Here is a 21,328-nt window from a genome sequence, read left to right on the forward strand (position 1 = left end):
GTGGGCTCCATGCCTCAGAGGCGGTCGTTCCGGTCGGTCGTCGTCCGGGCGGGGCGGCGCGCCCGGCCGGGTCTCCGGTGGCGCGGATGGGTCGTGGGGCGGGTGGGGCGGCAGGAAGGGTCAGGAGGAGCCGAGTTCCTCGTCCAGCAGGTCGAAGAGCTCGTCGTCCGTGGCGGTCTCGAGGTCGCCGTCGTCGTCGGCCGTGTCAGGGGCCGTGCCGCCGGCTTCCTGCGCGTCCTTCCACTTGGCCAGGAGGGCCTGCAGGCGCATCGTGATCCGCGAAGCGGTGACGCTGTCCGCGTCGGACGCGCCCAAGGCCTCCTCGAGCCGGTCGAGTTCGCCGAGGACCGACGGCCCGTCGTCGAGGGGCAGCGCGGAGCGCAGGTAGCCGCTCAGCGCTTCGGGGGTCGGGTAGTCGAAGATCAGCGTGGCGGGCAGCCTCAGCCCGGACGCGGCTCCGAGGCGGTTGCGCAGCTCCACCGCGGTCAGCGAGTCGAAGCCCAGTTCCTTGAAGGCGCTGCCGGGTTCGATGGCGCCGGATCCGCTGTGGCCGAGGACCTGGGCCACCTGGGTACAGACCAGGTCGAGGAGGACCCGGTCCCGTTCGGCGGAGGGCAGTTGGGCGAGCCGCAGCGCGAGCGAGTCCGGGGTCGGCGCCGACGCGTCGCCCGCCCGGCGCCGCGCGGTGCCGCGGAGCAGGCCGCGCAGCAGCGGCGGTGTCCAGTCGCCGACGGCCCTGCGCAGTTCGGCCAGGTCGAGCCGGGCGGGGACCAGGAGGGACGCGGTCGCTTCCTCCCCGGCGGCACCGGGCAGGGCGGCGTCGAACAGGGCCAGGCCCTCCGCCGGGGAGAGCGGCAGCATGCCGCCGCGGCCCAGGCGCCGCCGCTCGGCCGCGTCGAGCGTCCCGGCCATGCCGGCCTCGTCGTCCCACAGGCCCCAGGCCAGCGAGACCGCCGTGAGTCCCTGCGCCCTTCGGTGCTGGGCGAGGGCGTCGAGGAAGGTGTTGCCCGCCGCGTAGTTGGCCTGTCCGGCGTTGCCGAGGACACCGGCGGCCGAGGAGAACAGGACGAACGCCGACAGGTCCAGGTCGCGGGTCAGGTCGTGCAGGTGCCAGGCCGCGTCGACCTTGGGCCGCAGGACGCGCCGCAGCCGGTCCGGGGTCAGCGCCTCGACCGTTCCGTCGTCCAGGACACCGGCCGCGTGCACGACCGCGGTGAGCGGGTGCTCCGCGGGGATGCCGGCCAGTACGGTGGCGAGCGCGTCGCGGTCGGCCACGTCGCACGCCGCCCAGGTCACCTCCGTGCCGGATGCGCCCAGTTGCTCCGTGAGCTCCGCCGCGTTCTCCGCCCCCGCGCCGCGCCGGCTCACCAGCAGCAGGCGCCGCACCCCGTGGACGTCCACCAGGTGCCGGGCGAGGAGTCCGCCCAGAGTGCCGCCGGCACCCGTGACCAGGACGGTGCCGTCCGGGTCGAAGGCGTCCGCCGATTGCGCGGGTGCGGTGGCGGCGCGCGCGAGGCGCGGCGTCCGTACGACGCCGTCCCGTACGGCCAGTTGCGTCTCGTCGGTGTCGAGCGCGGCGGTGAGCGCCCGGAGGGACGCGTCCTCGGAGTCGACATCGACCAGCACGAACCGGCCCGGGTGCTCGGCCTGCGCGGAACGGACCAGGCCCCACACCGCGGCGTGCGCCAGGTCTTCGACGTCCTCGTCGGCGTCCACGGCGACAGCACCCCGGGTGACGAGGGCCAGCCGCGACGCGGCGAACCGCTCGTCCGCCAGCCACTCCTGGACCAGCTCCAGCGCGGCGGTGACGGCGCTGTGCGTAGCGCGCGCAAGGTGGCCGGCGGTGGAGACGTCCGGCGCGAGGGCGACGAGGACGGTCTCCGGCACCTCGTCGGCCGGGACGGCGCCGATCTCTCGGTCGAGCGACGCCAGGTCCGGGTGGACGCTCTGCACGCCGAGGACGGCACCCAGCTTGAACGGGTCCCCGCCCAGCAAGGCCCAGCGGCCCGCGGCCTCCGGCTGCACGTCCCCAGACAGCGGCAGCACCGGCCAGTCGACCTGGAACAAGCTGTCCCGGAAGGCCCCACCGGGCCCGCCGGCACTGCCCGTGATCCCGTCCACGTTCAGCGGACGCAGGACGAGGGAGCCGACGCTGAGCACCGGCTGCCCCGTCTCGTCCGCGATCAGCAGGGAGACGGCGTCCTGTCCGGCCGGCGCCATGCGGACCCGCAGCGCGGAGGCGCCCACGGCGTGCAGCCGCACCGAGTCCCACGCGAAGGGCAGGCGGGCGCCCCGCTCGGCGCCGGGGAAGAAATCCCCGAGACCGGCCGCGTGCAGGGCCGAGTCCAGCAGCGCCGGATGGAGCCCGAACCGCGCGCCCTCCGGCCGGTCGTCGTCGGCGAGGGCGACTTCGGCGCAGACCTCGCCGTCGCCGAGCCGCCAGGCGCGCCGCAGGTTGCGGAACGCCGGACCGTACTCGAGGCCCATCGCGTCGAAGGACGCATAGAGCTCGTCCACGTCGCAGGGCTCGGCCCCGGCGGGCGGCCACGCGGCCGCTTCCTCCGCCGCGGGCGTCCCCTCGGTCGCGACCGCCAGGAATCCGCCCGCGTGCCGGGTCCAGGGCTCGTCCGCCGCGGACTCCTCCGGCCGCGAGTACACGTGGAAGGCGCGCCGCCCCGCCGCCTCGGGCTCCGCCACGGTGAGCCGGAGCTGCACGCCGCCCGTCTCGGGCAGCACCAGCGGCGCTTCCAGCGTCAGGTCCTCCAGCAGATCGCAACCCGCGTGGTCCCCGACGCGCACGGCCAGTTCGACGAGCGCGGCCCCGGGCAGCAGCGCGGTGCCCGCGACGCGGTGGTCGGCCAGCCAGGGGTGGGTGCGCAGGGAGATCCGGCCGGTGAAGAGGAACCCGTCGGAGTCGGGCAGCTCGACCGCCGCGCCGAGCAGCGGGTGATCCGCGCTGCCGAGGCCCGCGGACGTCACATCGCCGCTCAGGGCGTGTGCGGGGGCCTCCAGCCAGTAGCGCTGCCGCTGGAAGGCGTAGGTGGGCAGGTCGACGCGCCGCGCGCCGGTCCCGGCGAAGTAGGTCTGCCAGTCGACCGCGACGCCCCGGGTGTGGGCGTGGGCGAGGGCGGTGGTGACGGTCTCGGCCTCGGGGCGCGAGGAGCGCAGCACCGGGGCGAAGACGGCGTTCTCGCCGGTCAGGCACTCCTGGGCCATGGCGGAGAGGACTCCGTCGGGGCCGAGTTCGAGGTAGGTGGTGACGCCTGCGGCCTCCAGGGCGCGGATGCCGTCGAGGAAGCGGACGGCTTCGCGGACGTGGCGGACCCAGAAGTCGGGCGAGGTCATCTCGTCGCTGACGACGGTGCCGGTGAGGTTGGAGACGACGGGGATGCGCGGGGCGGCGTAGGCCAGGCCCGCGGCGACCTCGCCGAATTCCGCCAGCATGCCGTCCATGTGCGGCGAGTGGAAGGCGTGACTGACCGTCAGCCGCTTCGACCTGCGGTCCGGGAACAGTTCCACGACGGCCGTGGCCGTGTCCTCGTCACCCGCGATGACGACCGAGCGCGGCCCGTTGACGGCGGCGATGCTCACGCGGTCGTCCAACACCGGCAGGACCTCGTCCTCGGCCGCCTCCAGCGCGATCATCACGCCGCCGGAAGGCAGCGCCTGCATCAGCCGTCCGCGCGCCTCGACCAGCGTGCAGGCGTCCTCCAGGGACAGCACTCCGGCGACATGCGCTGCGGCGATCTCGCCGATGGAGTGGCCGGAGAGGAAGTCGGGCTTCACACCCCAGCTCTCCAGCAGCCGGAACAGCGCCACTTCCACCGCGAACAGTGCCGGCTGCGTGGAGGCGGTCTCGTTCAGCAGCTCGGCGTCGTCGCCGAACAGCACATCCTTCAGCGGCGCATCGAGGTGTGCGCAGACCGCGTCCAGGGCGTCCGCGAACACGGGACAGGCGGCGTACAGCTCGCGGCCCATGCCGAGGCGCTGGCTGCCCTGCCCGGTGAAGAGGAAGGCCACCTTGCCCGCCGCCGCCGTGCCCTGTGTCACTGCCGCGCTCGCCTCGCCGGCTGCCAGCGCTTCGAGCGCGGCGAGGAATCCCTCGCGGTCCTCGGCGACGACCACTGCGCGGCGGTCCAGCGCGGTACGGGTCGTGGTCAGGGACCAGCCGATGTCGGCCGGGGTCACGTCCGCGTTGTCGAGGGCGAACGCCCGCAGCCGTGCGGCCTGTTCGCGGAGGGCCTCGACGGACTTCCCGGACAGGGTCCAGGGAAGCGGGCCGGTCGGCCGCTCCGGTTCCTGCGGCTGTACGGGCGTGGGTTCGGGGGCCTGTTCGATGATGGCGTGGGCGTTGGTGCCGCTGAAGCCGAACGAGGACACCGCGGCGCGGCGCGGACGGCCGGTCTGCGGCCAGTCCCTCTGCTCGGCCAGCAGCGACACCGCGCCCTCGGACCAGTCCACGTGCGGGGACGGCTCATCCACGTGCAGCGTCCGCGGCAGCACACCGTGCCGCATCGCCATGACCATCTTGATGATGCCCGCCACGCCGGCCGCGGCCTGCGTGTGACCCATGTTCGACTTGATCGAACCCAGCCACAGCGGCTGCTCGTCACCGTGCTCCTGGCCGTAGGTCGCCAGCAGCGCCTGCGCCTCGATCGGGTCACCCAGCGTCGTACCCGTGCCGTGCGCCTCGACCACGTCGATCTCGGCCGCGCTCAACCGGGCATTGGCCAGCGCCTGCCGGATCACCCGCTGCTGCGACGGACCGTTCGGCGCCGTCAGACCATTGCTCGCACCATCCTGGTTCACCGCCGAACCCCGCACCACCGCCAGCACCGGATGCCCCTTGGCACGCGCGTCCGACAGCCGCTCCACGACCATCACACCCGCACCCTCGGCCCAGCCCGTCCCATCAGCGTCCGCCGAAAACGCCTTGCACCGACCGTCGGACGCAAGACCCCGCTGCCGACTGAACTCCACAAACGCCGCCGGCGTCGCCATCACCGTCACACCACCGGCCAGCGCCAGATCACACTCACCACTCCGCAGCGCCTGCACCGCCAGATGGAGTGCCACCAAGGACGAGGAGCACGCGGTGTCCACCGTGACCGCCGGGCCCTCAAGACCGAAGGCGTACGACAACCGGCCCGAGATGACACTCGCCGCGTTGCCGGTCCCGACGAAGCCCTCAACACCCTCCGGCAGCACGCTCAGCCGGGACGCGTAGTCGTGGTACATCACACCCGCGAAGACACCCGTCCGGCTGCCCCGCATCGTCGTCGGGTCGATCCCGGCGCGCTCGAACGCCTCCCATGACGTCTCCAGCAGCAACCGCTGCTGCGGATCCATCGCCACCGCCTCACGCGGCGAGATCCCGAAGAAGGCCGGGTCGAAGTGACCCGCATCCCGGACGAAGCCGCCCTCCCGCGCGTAGCTCGTCCCCTGCTGATCGGGATCGGCGTCGAACAACGCCTCCACATCCCAACCACGATCCTCAGGGAACCCCGAAATCGCATCCCGGCCCTCAAGGACCAGCCGCCACAGATCCTCCGGACTCTCCACCCCACCCGGATAGCGACAGCCCAGACCCACGATCGCGATCGGCTCGTCGTCGCGCGGAGCGACGGGCACAGCCGCAGTCACCACGGCTTCCGTACCGACCAGTTCGCCCCGCACGTACTCCGCGAGAAGCGCGGCGGTCGGGTAGTCGAAGACCAGTGTGGCGGGCAGGCGCTGCCCGATGGCAGCGGCAAGCCGGTTGCGCAGCTCGACGGCGGTCAACGAGTCGAAGCCCAGCTCACGGAACGACCGATCCGGCTCCACCCCCTCCGGACCCGCGTAACCGAGCACCGCCGCGACCTCGGAGCGCACCAGCTCCAGGACGTGAGCTTCCTGCTCGGCAACGGACAGTCCGGCCAGGCGCTCGGCCACGGACCCGGTGCCGGCCTTCGCGGCACGGCGGGCCGGGACGCGGACCAGACCGCTCAGCAGCGACGGCAGCACCCCGCCGCCCGAAGCCTGGGAGCGCAGGGCCGCCAGGTCGAGCTTCAGCGGTACGAGCACGGCCGTCGGCGAGGCGGCCGCGGTGTCGAAGAGGGCCAGACCCTCCTGCTCGGTCAGGGCATTCACGGCGCCCCGTCCGGAACGCGACAGCTCGCCGGCCATGCCGCCGTCCCACAGGCCCCACGCCAGCGACGTCGCCGCCAGACCCCGCGACCTGCGGTGCGCGGCCAGCGCATCCAGGAAGGAGTTTGCCGCCGCGTAGTTCGCCTGACCCGCATTGCCGAACACACCGGCAGCCGAGGAGAACAGCACGAACGCCGACAGATCCATACCCTGCGTCAGCGCGTGCAGGTTCCACGCCGCATCCACCTTCGGCCGCAGCACCGACGACAGACGCTCCGCCGTCAGCGACCCGACCACACCGTCGTCCAGGACACCCGCGATGTGCACCACCGCCGACAACGAACGCCCCGCCAGTAGCCCAGCCAGGGCATCCCGGTCGGCCACATCGCACGCCGCCCACGACACCGACGCACCCAGACCCGCCAGTTCAGCGGTCAGGTCCTCAGCACCAGGGGCGTCCCCACCCCGCCGGCTCACCAGCAGCAGATCCCGCACCCCGTACTCGGACACCAGATGACGCGCGAACAAACCGCCCAGCTCACCACTGGCACCCGTCACCAACACCGTGCCGTCCAGCACCAGCGCCCCGGCCTCCGGCTCCACCACCGCACGCACCAGACGCGGCACCAGGAACGTCCCCGTCCTGACCGCGACCTCCGGCTCACCCGAGCCCAACGCTGCAGTGACGGTCTCGGCGTCGATCTCGCCGTCGAGGTCGATCAGACCGAACCGGCCCGGATTCTCCGACTGCGCCGAACGGACCAGACCCCACACCGGGGCGTGCATCAGATCCGCGACCTCGTCACCCGGCACAGCAGCCACCGCACCCCGCGTCAGGAACACCAGACGCGACGCCGCGAACCGCTCGTCATCAAGCCACTCCTGCACCAGACCCAGCACACGACCGGACTCCGCATGCACCGCACCGGGAAGGTCGTCCGAAGCGGCCCGGTCCAGCGGTACCACCACGGCCTCCGGCACGGCCTGGCCGTCGCCCGCGAGGACGGCGAGTCCCGCGCTTCCGAGCCACTGCACCGTCGGCTGCCGGGTGTCCGACACGGGAGCCAGCGCCGTCCAGTCGACCTCGAACAGTGAATCCTGTCGTCGGTTGTCGTGCGCGGCGTCGATCTGGTCCGGCGAGACCGCGCGCAGCGCGAGCGACTCGACCGACACCACCGGGGCACCCGTCGGGTCCGCCAACTCCAACGACACCGCACCGTCCCCGGCCGACGCCACCCGCACACGGACCGACGACGCGCCGGCCGCATACAGCCGCACACCACTCCACGCGAACGGCAACCGCGCACCCTCATCCGAGCCCGCGAGAACACCACCCAGGGCCAAGCTGTGCAACACCGCATCCAGCAACGCCGGATGCACACCGAACGTGTCCGCGTCCCGCTGCGCCTCCTCCGGCACCGCCACCTCGGCGAACAGCTCGTCGCCGCGCCGCCACGCCGCACGCAGCCCCCGGAACAGCGGGCCGTACACAAGGCCCGCCGCATCCAACGCCTCGTACGCCGCATCGACCTCGACGGCACTCGCGCCGGCCGGAGGCCACACGGACAGATCGGCCGCACCCGGACGCACGTCGTCCGTCAGCACACCCACGGCGTGGCGGACCCACGGCGCGTCCGCGTCATCCGGACGGGAGTAGACCGCAACCGGACGACCGCCCGATCCGTCGACCTCCCCGACCACCACCTGCACCTGAACCGCGCCGGACTCCGGCAGGACCAAAGGCGCCGCAAGCGTCAACTCCGCCAGACCCGGGCAGCCCACCCGCTCACCGGCATGCAGAGCCAGCTCCACAAACGCCGTACCTGGCAACAACACCGACCCGAACACCACGTGATCAGCCAGCCACGCATGCGAACGCAACGACAACCGACCCGTGAACACCAGGCCGTCGGCGTCCGCGAGCGCGAGAGCCGCACCCAGCATGGGGTGGTCCGTCGCGCCGAGACCCGCGGACGTCACGTCCCCGGTCACGGCGAGCTCGGGGGCCTCCAGCCAGTACCGCTGCCGCTGGAAGGCGTAGGTGGGCAGATCGACGGTCTCAGCGCCGATGCCCGCGAAGTACGCCTGCCAGTCGACCGCGATGCCCCGGTTGTGGGCCTGGGCAAGTGCGGTGGTGACGGTCTCGGCCTCGGGGCGCGCAGAGCGCAGGACGGGCACGAAGGCCGCGCCTTCCCCGGCAACGCACTCCTGCGCCATCGCCGAGAGCACGCCGTCGGGGCCGAGTTCGACGTACGTGGTGACGCCCGCGGCCTCCAGGGCGCGGACGCCGTCGAGGAAGCGGACAGCCTCACGGACGTGCCGCACCCAGAAGTCCGCCGACGCCATCTCGTCCGTAACGACGGCACCGGTCAGATTCGAGACGACCGGAATGCGCGGCGCCGCGAACGTCAGCCCGGAAACGACCTCACGGAACGCCTCGAGCATGCCGTCCATGTGCGGCGAGTGGAATGCGTGACTGACCGTCAGGCGCTTCGACTTCCGGTCACCGAAGGACTCGACGATCGCGGCAGCGGCATCCTCGTCACCGGCAATCACCACCGACTGCGGACCGTTCACGGCCGCGATGCTCACGCGCTCGTTCAGCAGCGGCAGGACCTCGTCCTCCGAAGCCTGCACCGCGATCATCACACCACCCGAAGGCAGCGCCTGCATCAACCGCCCACGAGCCTCAACCAGCGTGCAAGCTTCCTCCAGGGACAGCACCCCGGCCACGTGGGCCGCGGCAATCTCGCCGATGGAGTGCCCGGACAGGAAGTCCGGCTTCACACCCCACGACTCCAGCAGCCGGAACAGCGCGACCTCCACCGCGAACAACGCAGGCTGCGCGAACTCCGTCCGGTCCAACACCTCAGCGTCATCACCGAACAGCACGTCCAGCCCCAGCCGCCCACCCACCGCGTCCAACGCCTGCGCGAACACCGGATAGGCCGCGTACAACTCACGCCCCATGCCCAGCCGCTGGCTCCCCTGACCGGTGAAGAGGAAGGCGAGCTTGCCGGTGCTCACGGTGTCCCGCGTGGCCGAGGGCGCCGAATCTCCGGCCTGCAGTGAGGCAAGGCCGCGCAGCAGTTCATCCCGGTCCGAGGCGACGACCGCCGCGCGGTGCTCGAAGGCGGTGCGCTGGGTGGCCAGGGAGGGGGCGACGGCGGCACTGACGTCGTCGGCGTCCTCGATGTGGGCGCGGAGCCGGGCCGCCTGGTCTCGCAGCGCGTCCGGGGTCTTCGCCGAAAGCACGTACGGCAGGACGTCCGTCGGGGCCTGCTCCCGTGCTTCAACCGGTGCGGGTTCGGGGGCCTGTTCGATGATGGCGTGGGCGTTGGTGCCGCTGAAGCCGAACGAGGACACCGCGGCGCGGCGCGGACGGCCGGTCTGCGGCCAGTCCCTCTGCTCGGCCAGCAGCGACACCGCGCCCTCGGACCAGTCCACGTGCGGGGACGGCTCGTCCACGTGCAGCGTCCGCGGCAGCACACCGTGCCGCATCGCCATGACCATCTTGATGATGCCCGCCACGCCGGCCGCGGCCTGCGTGTGACCCATGTTCGACTTGATCGAACCCAGCCACAGCGGCTGCTCGTCACCGTGCTCCTGGCCGTAGGTCGCCAGCAGCGCCTGCGCCTCGATCGGGTCACCCAGCGTCGTGCCCGTGCCGTGCGCCTCGACCACGTCGATCTCAGCGGCGGTAAGCCGGGCATTGGCCAGCGCCTGCCGGATCACCCGCTGCTGCGACGGCCCGTTCGGCGCCGTCAGACCATTGCTCGCACCATCCTGGTTCACCGCCGAACCCCGCACCACCGCCAGCACCGGATGCCCCTTGGCACGCGCGTCCGACAGCCGCTCCACGACCATCACACCCGCACCCTCGGCCCAGCCCGTCCCATCAGCGTCCGCCGAAAAGGCCTTGCACCGACCGTCGGACGCAAGACCCCGCTGCCGACTGAACTCCACAAACGCCGCCGGCGTCGCCATCACCGTCACACCACCGGCCAGCGCCAGATCACACTCACCACTCCGCAGCGCCTGCACCGCCAGGTGCAGGGCGACGAGCGAGGACGAGCACGCCGTGTCGACGGTGACGGCCGGACCTTCGAGGCCGAACGCATAGGAGAGGCGGCCCGAGATGACACTCGCGGCGTTGCCCGTGCCGAGGAAGCCTTCGACGCCCTCGGGGAGCACCGACAGGCGGGACGCGTAGTCGTGGTACATCACGCCGGCGAAGACACCCGTCCGGCTGCCCCGCATCGTCGTCGGGTCGATGCCTGCGCGCTCGAACGCCTCCCATGACGTCTCCAGCAGCAACCGCTGCTGCGGATCCATCGCCACCGCCTCACGCGGCGAGATCCCGAAGAAAGCGGGGTCGAAGTGACCCGCATCGCGAACGAAGCCGCCCTCCCGCGCGTAGCTCGTCCCCTGCTGATCGGGATCCGCGTCGAACAACGCCTCCACATCCCAGCCACGATCCTCAGGGAACCCGGAAATCGCATCCCGGCCCTCAAGAACGAGCCGCCACAGATCCTCCGGACTCTCCACCCCACCCGGGTAGCGGCAGCCCAGACCCACGATCGCGATCGGCTCGTCGTCACGGACCGGGACGGCGACCGGTGCCACCGCTGCCGGGGCAGCTCCGACGAGCTCCCCTCGCAGGTGCTCGGCCAGGACCACGGAGGTCGGGTAATCGAAGACCAGTGTGGCGGGCAGGCGCAGCCCGATCGCCGCACCGAGCCGGTTGCGCAGCTCGACGGCGGTCAGCGAGTCGAAGCCCAGCTCACGGAACGACCGATCCGGCTCCACCCCCTCCGGACCCGCGTAACCGAGCACCGCCGCGACCTCGGAGCGCACCAGCTCCAGGACGTGAGCCTTCTGCTCGGCAACGGACAGTCCGGCCAGGCGTTCCGCCTCCGGCCCCGCGCCGACAGCCTTCGCGGCGCGACGGGCCGGGACGCGGACCAGACCGCTCAGCACCGGCGGCAGCATCCCGCTGGCCGCCTGCGTGCGCAGCGCGCCCAGGTCCAGCTTCACCGGTACGAACTCCGCGTCCTGCGAAGCGGCGGCCGCGTCGAACAGGGCCAGGCCCTCTTCCTCCGACAGGGCGTTCACGGCACCGCGTCCGGAGCGCGACACCTCGCCGGCCATGCCGCCGTCCCACAGCCCCCACGCCAGCGACGTCGCCGCCAGGCCCTGCGCCCTGCGGTGCGCGGCCAGCGCGTCCAGGAAGGAGTTGGCCGCCGCGTAGTTCGCCTGCCCCGCATTGCCGAACACACCGGCAGCCGAGGAGAACAGCACGAACGCCGACAGATCCATACCCTGCGTCAGCGCGTGCAGGTTCCACGCCGCGTCCACCTTCGGCCGCAGCACCGACGACAGACGCTCCGCCGTCAGCGACCCGACCACACCGTCGTCCAGGACACCCGCGATGTGCACCACCGCCGACAACGAACGCCCCGCCAGTAGCCCAGCCAGGGCATCCCGGTCGGCCACATCGCACGCCGCCCACGACACCGACGCACCCAGCTCCGCCAGTTCAGCGGTCAGGTCCTCAGCACCAGGGGCGTCCCCACCCCGCCGGCTCACCAGCAGCAGATCCCGCACCCTGTACTCGGACACCAGATGACGCGCGAACAACCCACCCAGCGCACCACTGGCACCCGTCACCAACACCGTGCCGTCCAGCACCAGCGCCCCGGCCTCCGGCTCCACCACCGCACGCACCAGACGCGGCACCTGCACCGTGCCTTCACGGGCGCGCATCTCCGACTCCCCCGCGGCCAGGGCGGCAGCAACTGCCGCCACGGGCAGCGCAGTCAGGTCGTCGACATCGACCAGGCCGAACCGGCCGGGGTGCTCGGTCGCGGCGGAACGGACCAGGCCCCAGACCGCCGCGCCGACAAGGTCCTCGGCCGCCGTAGCCCCCCGGGTGACGAACACGAGGCGGGAGTCGGCAAAGCGGTCCTCCTCCAGCCAGGCCTGCACGAGGGCAAGCGCCCGGGCGGCCCCGGCGTGCACCGCTTCCCGCACTTCGCCCTCGGCCTCTCCGAGGGTGACGAACACCAGGTCCGGCACGGCGTCGGACGCATCGGCCAGGGCAGCCAGGTCGGTGTGGATCGGGCCGTCCAGACCCGGTATCCCGGCGCCCACGACCGCCCACCTGGCCGTCACCGACGGTGAAGTACGCTCCCGCTCGGCCGGACGTCCGGTCCATTCGAGCCGGTAGAGAGAGTGCTGACGGTTGTCGTGTACGGCGTCGATCTGGTCGGGCGAGACCGCGCGCAGCGCGAGCGACTCGACCGACACCACCGGGGCACCCGTCGGGTCCGCCAGCTCCAGCGACACCGCACCGTCCCCGGCCGATGCCACCCGCACCCGGACCGACGACGCGCCAGCCGCGTACAGCCGCACACCACTCCACGCGAACGGCAGCCGCGCACCCTCATCAGCGCCGATGAGAACACCACCCAGCGCCAGGCTGTGCAGCACCGCGTCCAGCAAGGCCGGATGCACACCGAACCCCTTGGCGTCACCGTGCAACTCCGCGGGGAGCGACACCTCCGCGAACAGCTCGCCGTCACGCCGCCACGCCGCACCGAGCCCCTGGAACAGGGGGCCGTACGTGAGACCGGCGGCGTCCAGCACCTCGTACGCGCTCGCCGCGCTCACGGCGGTGGCTCCGGCGGGGGGCCACACGGACAGGTCGGTCGCCTCAGCCAGGATGCCCTCCGTCAGCAAGCCCGCCGCATGGCGAACCCAGGCCCCGTCGTCACCGTCCGGACGGGAGTAGACCGCAACCGGACGACCGCCCGATCCGTCGACCTCCCCGACCACCACCTGCACCTGAACCGCACCCGACTCCGGCACGACCAAAGGCGCCGCAAGCGTCAACTCCGCCAGATCCGGGCAGCCCACCCGCTCACCCGCATGCAGAGCCAGCTCCACGAACGCCGTCCCCGGCAACAACACCGACCCGAACACCACGTGATCAGCCAGCCACGCATGCGAACGCAACGACAACCGACCCGTGAACACCAGGCCGTCGGCATCGGCCAGGGTGACGGACGCGCCCAGCAGGGGGTGCCCAGCGGCGGCAAGCCCGAGCCCCGCGGCGTCTCCGGGAAGCGGGTGGGCGGCGTCGGGCCAGTAGCGGGCGCGCTGGAAGGCGTAGGTGGGCAGGTCGACCCGCTGCGCACCGGTGCCGGTGAAAAGGGCCTCCCAGTCCACGGCCGCACCACGAACGTGCAGGTGGGCCAGGGCGGTGAGAACGGTTTCGGCCTCCGGTCGGCCACCGCGCAGTGCCGGGGCGAAGCCCGCTCCGTCGACGGTCACGCACTCCTGCGCCATGGCCGACAGGACGCCGTCGGGGCCGAGTTCGAGGTACGTGGTGACGCCCGCGGCCTCCAGGGCGCGGACGCCGTCCAGGAAGCGCACGGTCTCACGGACGTGCCGCACCCAGAAGTCCGCCGAAGCCATTTCATCGGTGACCACGGCGCCCGTCAGGTTCGACACGACCGGGATGCGCGGGGCCCCGTACGACAGCCCGGACACCACCTCACGGAACGCGTCCAGCATCCCGTCCATGTGCGGCGAATGGAATGCGTGACTGACCGTCAGACGCTTCGACTTGCGATCCCCGAACGACTCCACGATCGCGACCGCGGCATCCTCATCACCCGCGATCACCACCGCCTGCGGGCCATTGACGGCCGCGATGCTCACGCGCTCGGTCAGCAGCGGCAGAACCTCGTCCTCCGACGCCTGCACCGCGATCATTACACCGCCCGCGGGCAGCGCCTGCATCAACCGACCACGAGCCTCGACCAGCGTGCACGCGTCTTCCAGGGACAGCACCCCGGCCACATGCGCGGCAGCGATCTCACCCACCGAATGCCCCGACACGAAGTCCGGACGCACGCCCCAGCCCTCCAGCAGCCGGAACAGCGCCACCTCGATCGCGAACAGTGCCGGCTGCGCGAACTCCGTACGGTCCAACGCCTCCGCGTCATCACCGAACAGCACATCCAGCCCGAGCCGCCCACGCACCGCGTCCAACGCCTCGGCGAACACCGGACAGGCCGCGTACAACTCACGCCCCATCCCCAGCCGCTGACTCCCCTGCCCCGTGAAAAGGAACGCCGTGCGGCCGCCCTTGCTGACCGTGCCGGCCGTGAGCCCGGGAGCGGGGTGGCCGTCGGCAAGGCCGTCGAGCGCGGCGGCGAGCGACGCGTCGTCCGAAGCGACGACGACGGCGCGGTGGTCGAAGGCGGCCCGGCCCGTGGTCAGGGAGTACGCGAGGTCGTGGAGGGATGTGCCCGGGTGGGCGGCCAGGTGTGCGCGCAGGGCGCGGGCCTGGGCCGCCAGGGCGTCGGTGCTGCGGCCGGAGAGCCGCAGCGGCAGGGGGCCGTGCGAGGCAGTGCTCTCAGGCAGGGCAGGGGCGGCAGGAGCCTGCTCGATGATCGTGTGGGCGTTGGTGCCGCTGATGCCGAACGACGACACGCCGGCCCGGCGCGGACGGCCCGTCTCGGGCCAGGCGACGGCCTCCGTCAGCAGGGACACCGCGCCCGTCGACCAGTCCACGTGCGCCGAGGGCTCGTCGGCGTGAAGCGTCCTGGGGAGCACGCCGTGGCGCATCGCCATGACCATCTTGATGATGCCCGCGACACCCGCCGCGGCCTGCGTGTGGCCGAAGTTGGACTTGATCGAGCCCAGCCACAGCGGCTGTTCGCCGCCGCGCTCCTGGCCGTAGGTCGCCAGCAGCGCCTGCGCCTCGATGGGGTCGCCCAGCGTCGTGCCGGTGCCGTGCGCCTCCACGGCGTCCACGTCCGCCGCGGTCAGTCCGCCACTTGCCAGGGCGGCACGGATGACGCGCTGCTGGGACGGGCCGTTGGGGGCGGTCATGCCGTTGCTGGCGCCGTCCTGGTTGATCGCCGAACCCCGCACCACCGCGAGCACCGGGTGGCCCTTGGCGCGCGCGTCGGACAGGCGTTCCACCAGCAGCATGCCGGCGCCCTCGGCCCAGCCGGTGCCGTCGGCGTCGGCGGAGAAGGCGCGGCAGCGACCGTCGGCGGACAGGCCGCGCTGACGGCTGAAGCCGACGAAGGTGCCGGGGGTGGCCATGACGGTGACGCCGCCCGCGAGGGCCATGTCGCATTCGCCGTTGCGCAGCGCCTGGACGGCGAGATGCAGGGCCACCAGCGACGAGGAGCACGCCGTGTCGATGGTGACGGCGGGTCCTTCGAGGCCGAAGGTGTACGAGACGCGGCCCGAGGCGATGCTGCCGGTGCTGCCCGAGCCGAGGGAGCCGTCGGCGCCGTCGGCGCTGCGTTCGAGGAGCGTGGCGTAGTCGTGGTACATCACGCCCGCGAAGACACCGGTCCGGCTGCCGCGCATCGTGGCCGGGTCGATGCCGGCCCGCTCGAACGCCTCCCAGGTGGTCTCCAGCAGGAGCCGCTGCTGCGGGTCGGTGCCGACGGCGTCGCGCGGGCTGATGCCGAAGAAGGTGGGGTCGAACGCGGCGGCGTCGTGGAGGAAGCCGCCGTGCCGGGTGTACGAGGTGCCGGGGTGGTCCGGGTCGGGGTCGTACAGGGCGTCGAGGTCCCAACCGCGGTCCTCGGGGAAGCCGGAGACGGCGTCCTCGCCGTTCTCCAGCAGGTGCCACAGCTGCTCGGGGGTGGTGACGCCGCCGGGGAAACGGCAGCTCATCGCGACGATGGCGATCGGGTCGTCCGCGAGGGCGCCGTCGGTGACGGCTGCGCGGGCGAGGGCCGGGCGTGTGGCCGCGTCCGCCCCGGCCAGTTCCACGAGCAGGTGCCGGGCGAGGGAGAGCGAGGTGGGGTAGTCGAAGATCAGGGTGGCGGGCAGCCGTCGGCCGACCGAGGCGCCGAGCCGGTTGCGCAGTTCGACGGCGGTGAGGGAGTCGAAGCCCAGCTCGCTGAAGGCGTTTTCGGGCTCGATGGCGTCCGGGGAGCCGTGGCCGAGGACATCGGCCACGTGGCCGCGGACGAGGTCGAGGAGCAGCCGCTCCCGCTCGGCCGGGTCGAGTGCGACGAGCCGCTGCTCCAGGGCGGTTGCGGCGGAGCTGCCGGCTGCGGCACGGTCCCCGGAACTGGCGACGAGGCGCCTGGCGGGGCCGCGGACGAGGCCGCGCAGCAGGGGTGCGACGTCGGTGCCGCGCGCGCCGTGGGTCAGGGTCAGTCGCATGGGCACGAGCAGACCGCGGGGGGAACCGCCGCCATCGCTTCCCCCGGTACCGAGGGCGTCGGCGAGGTCGAGGAGCGCAAGCCCTTCGGCGGCCGTGAGGCCCTCTACGCCGCCGCGCTTCATGCGGTCCAGGTCGGCCTGGTCGAGCCGGCCCGCCATGCCGTCGGTGTCCGCCCACAGGCCCCAGGCGAGCGAGGTGGCGGGCAGGCCGTGGGCGCGCCGGTGCTGGGCGAGGGCGTCCAGGAAGGCGTTGGCGGCGGCGTAGTTGCCCTGGCCAGGCGCGCCGAAGACGCCCGCAGCCGACGAGAAGAGGACGAAGGCGGCGAGGTCGAGGCCGCGGGTGAGCTCGTGCAGGTTGAGGGCGGCGTCGGCCTTGGGACGCAGGACGCCGGAGAGGCGCTGCGGCGTGAGGGAGTCGATGATGCCGTCGTCGAGGACACCCGCGGTGTGGACGACAGCGGTGAGCGGACGCTCCGCGGGTACGGCCGCCAGCACCTCCGCCAGCGCGTCACGGTCGGCGGCGTCGCACGCCGCCCACGTCACCGAGGCACCCAACACGTCCAGCTCAGCGGTCAGTTCGCCGGCACCGGGCGCGTCGGAGCCGCGCCGGCTGAGCAGCAGCAGGTGCCGCACGCCGCGCTCCGCCACCAGGTGACGGGCCACCAGCCCGCCCAGGGTGCCGGTCGCGCCGGTGACCAGCACCGTCCCCTCGGCGTCGAACGCGGGAGCCGAGGCCTCGGCGGGCACGGCGACCCGGGTGAGGCGGGGGGCGTGCACGATGCCGTCACGCAGGGCGAGTTGGGGTTCACCGGTGGCGAGCGCGACGGGCAGGGCGGCCAGCGACGCGTCGGTGCCGTCGGTGTCGACGAGCACGAAGCGCCCGGGGTTCTCGGACTGCGCGGAGCGCACCAGACCCCAGACGGCGGCGTGGCCCGGGTCGGGGACGCCGTCGTCGTGGCGGGCGGCGAGGGCACCTTCGGTGAGCAGGACGAGCCGGGTGTCGGCGAAGCGGTCCTCCGCCGCCCAGGACTGGAGCAGGGCGAGCGTGCGGTGCGCGGCCTCGTGGACGGCCTCGGCGGTGAGCGCCGCCGGGGCGGCGTGCGGAACGAGGACGGTGCCGGGCACGGGGGCGCCCGCATCGCGGGCCTCGATCAGCGCGGCCGTCGAGGCGTGCCGGGTGCCGGGCAGGACCGGGAGCTCGCCGGAGGCCGGGCCGGTGAGCACGGCCCAGTCTTCGGCCGTCGTCGCGGGGGTGTCGAGGGGCATCCAGTCCACGGCGAACAGGGCGTCGCGGTGGCCGCCGTACCCGGTGCCGAACTGTCCGGCGGAGACCGGGCGGAGGGTGAGCGAGGCGACGTCGGCGACCGGCCTGCCGTCCTCGTCGGCGAGCGCCAGTGACACGGCCTCGGGGCCGGCCGCCGTCAGCCGTGCGCGCAGCACCGAGCCGCCCACGGCGTGCAGGGCGACGCCGTTCCAGGAGAAGGGCAGCCGGCCGCGGCCGGTGTCCTCGACGAGTCCGGCGAGGCCGATGGTGTGCAGGGCGGCGTCGAGCAGGGCGGGGTGCAGGCCGAAGCGTGCGGCGTCGGCGCGCTGTTCGTCGGCGAGGGCGAGTTCGGCGTACGTCGTCCCGTCGGTGTCGCGCCAGGCGGCGCGCACGCCCTGGAAGGCGGGTCCGTACTCCAGGCCCGCTTCGGCGAGTCCGGCGTACAGGTCGGTCACGGGCACGGCGGTGGTGCCGGCCGGCGGCCACACCTCCGGGGCGAAGCCGGGGGCGGGGGCGCCGGTGGTGAGGACGCCGTCGGCGTTGAGCGTCCACGGTGCGTCGTTCGCGGTGTCCTGCGGGGTGTCCCCGGCCGGTTCGGGCCGGGAGTGCACGCCGAGGGTGCGGCGGCCCGTGGCGTCCGGCGCCCCGACCCACACCTGGACCTGGACGGCGCCGTCGTGCGGCAGCACCAGCGGCGCGTGCAGGGTGAGTTCTTCCAGCAGGTCGCAGCCCACCTGGTCGCCGGCGCGGATCGCGAGTTCCACGAAGGCGGTGCCGGGCAGCAGGACCGTGCCGTGGACGGTGTGGTCGGCCAGCCACGGGTGGGTGTCCAGGGAGAGGCGGCCGGTGCAGAGGAAGCCGTCGAGGCCGGCGAGCGCGACGGCGGCGCCGAGCAGCGGGTGGTCGGCGGCGCCGAGTCCGGCGGCCGAGACGTCCCCGGCGGGGCGGCCGGCGTCGAGCCAGTACGCCTCGCGCTGGAAGGCGTAGGTGGGCAGGTCGACGCGCCGGGCGCCGCTGCCCGCGTAGTAGGCGTCCCAGGCGACGGGCACGCCGCGGACATGGAGCCGGGCGAGGGCGGCCGTGGCGGTCGCCGTCTCGGGCCGGCCGGTGCGGAGCAGGGGGACGAACGCGGCCGTCTCGCCGACCGGGCCCTCCTGGGCCATGGCGGACAGCACCGCGTCGGGGCCGAGTTCCACGAAGTGCGTGACGTTGCGCCCGGCGAGGGTGCGGACGCCGTCGAGGAAGCGGACGGGCTCGCGGACGTGCCGCACCCAGAAGTCCGCCGAGCCCATCTCGTCGGTGACCACGGCTCCGGTCAGGTTCGAGACCACCGGGATACGCGGAGCCTCGAACGACAACCCGGAGACAACCGCACGGAACGCGTCCAGCATCCCGTCCATGTGCGGGGAGTGGAACGCGTGACTGACCGTCAAGCGCTTGGACTTGCGGCCCACGAACCAGGCGGCGATCTCCAGTGCCGCGTCCTCGTCACCGGCGATGACGACCGACTGGGGGCCGTTGACGGCGGCGATGCTCACCCGGTCGGTGAGCATCGGCAGGACCTCGTCCTCCGACGCCTGCAGCGCGATCATCACGCCGCCGCCGGGCAACGCCTGCATCAGCCGTCCGCGCGCCTCGACCAGCGCGCAGGCGTCCTCCAGCGACAGCACTCCCGCCACGTGTGCGGCGGCGATCTCACCCACCGAATGGCCGGACACGAAGTCCGGCTTCACACCCCACGACTCCAGCAGCCGGAACAGCGCCGTCTCGACGGCGAACAGCGCCGGCTGCGCGAACTCCGTACGGTCCAGCGCCGTGGCGTCGTCACCGAACAGCACGTCCCGCAGCGGTGCGCCGAGGTGCGAGCAGACCTCGTCCAGCGCCCGCGCGAACACCGGATACGTCCGGTACAACTCCCGCCCCATGCCGAGCCGCTGACTCCCCTGCCCCGTGAACAGGAACGCCGTCTTGCCCGCGACCGGGCGACCGCGCGTGACGCCGGGGAGGGTCGCGGTCGCCTCGTCGGCCCCCGCGTCCGCGAGGGACGCCAGTGCGTCGCGGAGCCCGGCCGGGTCGCCCGCGGCGAGGACGGCGCGGTGCTCGAAGTCGGAGCGTCCGGTGGCGAGGGAGTGGGCGATGTCCTGCGCCCCGAGATCGGGGTGGGCGGTCAGGTGGTCGCGCAGTCCGGCCGCCTGGGCGCGCAGGGCCGCGGGCGTCTTGCCGGAGAGGTTCCACAGCGGGGGCACGGGCACCGGGGCAGCGGTCTCCGGGGCCTCGGCGGCGTCGGCTTCGGGGGCCTGCTCGATGATCGTGTGGGCGTTGGTGCCGCTGATGCCGAACGAGGAGACGCCGGCCCGGCGCGGGTGGCCGGTCTCGGGCCACGCGACGGACTCGGTGAGCAGCGAGACCGCGCCCTCGGTCCAGTCGACGTTGGGCGTCGGCGCGTCGACGTGGAGGGTCTTCGGCACGACGCCGTGCCGCATCGCCATGACCATCTTGATGATGCCGGCGACACCGGCGGCGGCCTGCGTGTGACCGAGGTTGGACTTCACCGACCCGAGCAGCAGGGGCTGTTCGGGCGTGTGCTCCTGCCCGTAGGTGGCGAGCAGGGCCTGCGCCTCGATGGGGTCGCCGAGGGTGGTGCCGGTGCCGTGCGCCTCCACGACGTCGATCTGGCCGGCGGACAGGCGGGCGCCGGCGAGGGCGGCGCGGATGACGCGCTGCTGGGAGGGGCCGTTGGGCGCGGTCAGGCCGCTGCTGGCGCCGTCCTGGTTGACGGCGGAGCCGCGTACGACGGCCAGCACGGGGTGGCCGTTGCGCTGGGCGTCCGAGAGCCGCTCCAGCAGGAGCATGCCGGCGCCCTCGCCCCAGCCGGTGCCGTCGGCGGCGGCCGCGAACGACTTGCAGCGGCCGTCGCCGGCCAGGCCCCGCTGGCGGCTGAACTCGGTGAAGGTGCCGGGCGTCGACATCACCGTGACGCCGCCCGCCAGCGCCAGCGTGCACTCGCCGCCGCGCAGCGCCTGGGCCGCGAGGTGGAGGGCGACCAGCGAGGAGGAGCAAGCGGTGTCGACGGTGACCGCCGGGCCCTCCAGGCCGAGGGTGTAGGCGACGCGGCCGGAGGCGATGCTGCCGGAGCTGCCGTTGCCGAGGAAGCCCTCGATCTCCTCGGGGACGCTGAACAACCGGGCGGCGTAGTCGTGGTACATGAGTCCGGCGAAGACGCCGGTGCGGCTGCCGCGCAGTGACGCGGGGTCGATCCCGGCCCGTTCGAGGGCCTCCCACGAGATCTCCAGCAGCAGCCGCTGCTGCGGGTCCATGGCCAGCGCCTCGCGCGGCGAGATGCCGAAGAAGCCTGGGTCGAAGTCGGCGGCGTCGTGGAGGAAGCCGCCGACCTTCTCGTAGGCGTCGATCCCGCTGTCGGGGTCGGGGTCGAAGAGGACGTCGGTGTCCCAGCCGCGGTCGGTGGGGTACGGGGAGACCGCGTCGCCGCCGTGGGCGACGAGCTCCCACAGCTGCTCGGGGGTGGCGACACCGCCGGGGTAGCGGCAGCTCATCGCGACGATGGCGATGGGCTCCTGGTCCTTCTCCTCCATCTCGCGCAGCCGCCGCCGCGCCTCGCGGAGGTCGGTGGTCGCCCGCTTGAGGTAATCGAGGTACTTCTCCTCGTTCACCATTTACGCCATCCCCGGGATCGAAGTCGGAAGGCTCGCGCGGAGCCGGTGGATCGGAGGC

Annotated in this window: 1 protein-coding gene; it reads right to left on the reverse strand. The window is 73.2% G+C overall.

All coding sequences use genetic code 11. The features are described from left to right. Nucleotides 1-120 precede the first annotated feature (120 nt). Nucleotides 121-21,270 carry a type I polyketide synthase gene (locus ACIP64_RS37630; protein WP_401596282.1) on the reverse strand — a complete coding sequence of 7,050 codons (21,150 nt, stop codon included), beginning with the start codon at nt 21,268-21,270 and terminating at the stop codon, nt 121-123. Between the last annotated feature and the right edge of the window lie 58 nt (nt 21,271-21,328).

The organism is Streptomyces sp. NPDC088733 (assembly GCF_044751185.1).
GTDB lineage: Bacteria > Actinomycetota > Actinomycetes > Streptomycetales > Streptomycetaceae > Actinacidiphila.

What these genes read in the sequence shown, in the direction of transcription:
- ACIP64_RS37630 (WP_401596282.1), bottom strand. Translation starts at nt 21,270, where the DNA reads ATGGTGAACGAGGAGAAGTACCTCGATTACCTCAAGCGGGCGACCACC.